The organism is Rubrivirga sp. (assembly GCF_049648075.1).
Classification (GTDB): domain Bacteria; phylum Bacteroidota; class Rhodothermia; order Rhodothermales; family Rubricoccaceae; genus Rubrivirga.
This window is the reverse complement of sequence record NZ_JBARYR010000464.1, coordinates 1-2,553: the sequence shown is the minus strand read 5'-3', so window position 1 is coordinate 2,553 and position 2,553 is coordinate 1. Positions and strand designations below refer to the sequence as shown.

Genomic DNA, 2,553 nt, shown 5'->3' with positions numbered 1-2,553 from the left:
GGCGCGGGCGGTGCTGTAGCGCCGGGTACGACGGCCCCGCAGCTCTCGAGGGTGGAACCGGATGATGAGGACGAGGTGTGTTTCTCCCCGCTCACCTCGTCCCATGCGCGATATCGACGGGTTCTTCCGTTGACGCGCTCGGCGACCTGTGTAGGTTGACCGTCCCACTCTTTCCCCGCATCCAATGCTTCGTTCGATTTCTCTCGCGGCCCTCGCTCTCTTGCTGGCCGCACCTGGCGCTTTTGCCCAGGTCCGCGCCGCTGATGAGGCTCGCGTCTCCCCCAACGCCCGCATCGGCACGACCGTCGGTACGACCGAGGTCGACGTGACCTACGGCCGCCCGAGCCTCCGTGACCGCGCTGTCTTCGGTGACGAGTCGCCGCTCGCCCCCGTCGGCCAAGTCTGGCGCGTCGGCGCCAACGAGGCCCCGACGATCACGTTCGACGGGGACGTCACCATCGGTGGCGAAATGGTCCCGGCTGGCACCTACGCGCTCCTCGCAACACCCGGCGACGAGTGGACCGTCGTCCTGAACAAGGTCGCCAACCAGTGGGGCGCCTTCCGCTACGACGCCAGCCAAAACCAGGCTGAGTTCATGGCCACCCCGATGATGGACGCTCCGATGCAGGAGCAGTTCGAGATCCGCTTCGCCGACGTCGACGAGGACTCCGCGACGATGATCATGCACTGGGGCACCGTCGGCGTCCCGGTCGAGATCGTCGCGCCGGCCGCTCCGAGCATGGACGACGACGATGAGATGGAGGACATGGACGGCATGTAAGGCCGTCCTCGAGTCCGCTCAGCGCCCCGCCGGGAGTCCTCGGCGGGGCGTTTTCGTGTCCGTCCTCGAGGCCGCGAGCCGCTCGACCCATCGCTTCTCCACCAACGTCATCCCGACCGCGAAGCGACGTCGTAGCCAGCGCAGCCGAGGGGTCTCGACGCCGATCCTGTCGCCGCGGCGGTAGGGCTGGCCTCGAGGCCGCGAGCAGCACCGTATGGATCCCCGCGTGCGCGAGGATGACTCGTATAGGGGTGCGCCAGGTCGCGACATCGAGGTCGCGGCTGAGCCCCTTGCCTCGTGCCTCGTCCCCTTGCACGTCTACGCGCTCCAGTCCGGCGCGAAGTCCGGGTCGACCAACCGGCGGTTTTTCGTGAGCGCATCGAGCGCCGCGCGTTCGTCGTCCTCGAGGGCGAGATCGGCAGCTCTGAGGTTGCTCTCGCGGTGAGCGGCCGAGGACGCCTTGGGGATCGCGACCGCCCGGTCCTGCCCGAGTATCCAGGCCAGCGCGATCTGCGCCGGCCCGACGCCGCGCGCGTCGGCGATCTCGCGGATGGTCTCGTCCTCCAAGACGGCGCCTTGCGCGAGCGGGCTGTACGCCGTCAGCACCATGCCGCGCTCGCGGACGATGTCGTAGAGGCGGTCCTGCTCGAGAAAGACGTGGTGCTCCACCTGGTCCGTCGCCAGGTCCGGTACGAGCTCGAGGGCGTCGCGCAGCATCCCCGCCGGGTAGTTGCTGACGCCGATGAGCCGCGCCTTGCCGGCCTCCCGGACGCCCTCGAGGGCGACTAACTGCGCCTCGAGCTCGATCTCGTCGTTGGGCCAGTGGAGCAGCAGCAGGTCTACGTAGTCGGTTCCGAGCTTGCGCAGGCTCTCGTCGACGGAGGCGGTAAGCTTCGAGGGCGCCACGTTCGTCCCCCACACCTTCGTCGTGAGGAAGACGTCACCGCGCGCGACGTCGGAGGCCTCGAGGCCGGCGCCAACCTCGGCCTCGTTCTTGTAAACCTGCGCCGTGTCGATGTGCCGGTAGCCGAGCGAAAGGGCGTGCTCGACCCCGTCGCGGGCGCCGTCGCCGCGGAGCTGCCACGTGCCGAACCCGAGCGCTGGAATCGACACGCCGTGGACGTCGTAGTGAGTCATCGTGTGGAATGGTGGAAGGCGCGAGACACGCGGCCTCGATGCGCGCGGTTCTGCACCTGCGAGGCCCTACCCTCGTAGTCTCCGTCTCCTCCCCAAGCTCCCGGTGCTCGCCCTCGACGCCCGCCGTTCCACGCTCGCGTTCGCCGTCTTGGCGTCGGTCGCGTATCTCACATCGGCGCTGGTCGTCGTGCCCGCCTTGTCCACGGCTCCGCGGCCGGACCTCCTGGCGAAGGCGCTCTTGGTGGACCTGGTCGTCCTGGTCCCGGTCGCATTCGTCGTCTTGGTGATCCGAGCGCGCGGCCTGTCGTGGTGGACGGTGGTTCCAGTGTTTGGCCTGAGCGTCGGCGCGGCGTGGCTCCTCATCCCTGATCCGTACCGCGGCGCCCTCGAGGCCGTCGCGGTGGTGGTGCCCGTCCTCGAGGTCGGGTTCGCGATCGCGGTCGGGGTCGGGCTGGTCCGCCGTGCGGGCCGGGGAGAGGGCGACGTCTACGACCGTCTGGTGGCGTCGGCCGAGCGCATCCTGCCGAACGCGGCGGGCCGAGCGCTCGCCTACGAGATGGCCGTCTTCCGCTACGCGGTCGGGCGCGACCTCGAGGCCGAGCACAGCGGCCAAGCGTTCCCGAGCCGCCGGTCGA

Annotated in this window: 3 protein-coding genes; 2 read left to right on the top strand and 1 reads right to left on the bottom strand. The window is 69.5% G+C overall.

Going from position 1 to position 2,553, the window contains the following annotated elements; all coding sequences use genetic code 11:
- Nucleotides 1-184 precede the first annotated feature (184 nt).
- The gene (locus WBA11_RS13230; protein WP_424521143.1) at nt 185-781 is read left to right on the top strand and encodes a DUF2911 domain-containing protein; all 597 of its coding nucleotides are present in this window, start codon (nt 185-187) and stop codon (nt 779-781) included.
- A gap of 318 nt (nt 782-1,099) precedes the next feature.
- Here WBA11_RS13230 and WBA11_RS13225 read toward each other — a convergent pair whose 3' ends face one another.
- Nucleotides 1,100-1,918 carry an aldo/keto reductase gene (locus tag WBA11_RS13225; RefSeq protein ID WP_424521142.1) on the bottom strand — a complete coding sequence of 273 codons (819 nt, stop codon included), beginning with the start codon at nt 1,916-1,918 and terminating at the stop codon, nt 1,100-1,102.
- 103 nt (nt 1,919-2,021) lie between these two features.
- Here WBA11_RS13225 and WBA11_RS13220 point away from each other — a divergent pair.
- On the top strand, nt 2,022-2,553 hold a 532-nt coding region (locus WBA11_RS13220; RefSeq protein WP_424521141.1), incomplete at its 3' end, for a hypothetical protein.

Coding starts and splice junctions, on each gene's coding strand:
- WBA11_RS13230 (WP_424521143.1), top strand. CDS start 185: ATGCTTCGTTCGATTTCTCTCGCGGCCCTCGCTCTCTTGCTGGCCGCA.
- WBA11_RS13225 (WP_424521142.1), bottom strand. CDS start 1,918: ATGACTCACTACGACGTCCACGGCGTGTCGATTCCAGCGCTCGGGTTC.